At 39.7% G+C, this 317-nt stretch carries 1 protein-coding gene; it reads right to left on the reverse strand.

The genetic code is table 11. The annotated features are described in order from the left end of the window. The coding region (locus NR114_RS24230; protein ID WP_256824860.1) for a DUF1120 domain-containing protein at positions 1-185 on the reverse strand (185 nt) is incomplete at its 3' end. Positions 186-317 lie beyond the last annotated feature (132 nt).

Below are 317 nucleotides of genomic sequence, written 5' to 3' on the forward strand. Positions count from 1 at the left end.
TCCAGCGTCAAAGAATCAGAGTTGATAATGCCATAATCAATAGCACCATCACCAGGCAGCGTTGGGGTACAGCCCGATGGGGTAATAGTACCAGCAACCTTTACCTCTATGTCTTTTGCATAGGAGGGCAAAGATGTAATAGTCAACACGGTCAACGCACAGGCAGTTATTTGCATTTTTTTCATTCGGATATTGCTCCTTTTCCTTAAGTGAAGCAGCGAATATTTTCGCCATTCCTATATGAAACAGAGTATGGCAAAACATTTACAAAGTTAAAAACGAAACCAACACACAAAATCAAATACGATTGAAAACAT

This window comes from Serratia sp. Ser99 (assembly GCF_024519545.1).
GTDB lineage: Bacteria > Pseudomonadota > Gammaproteobacteria > Enterobacterales > Enterobacteriaceae > Serratia > Serratia liquefaciens.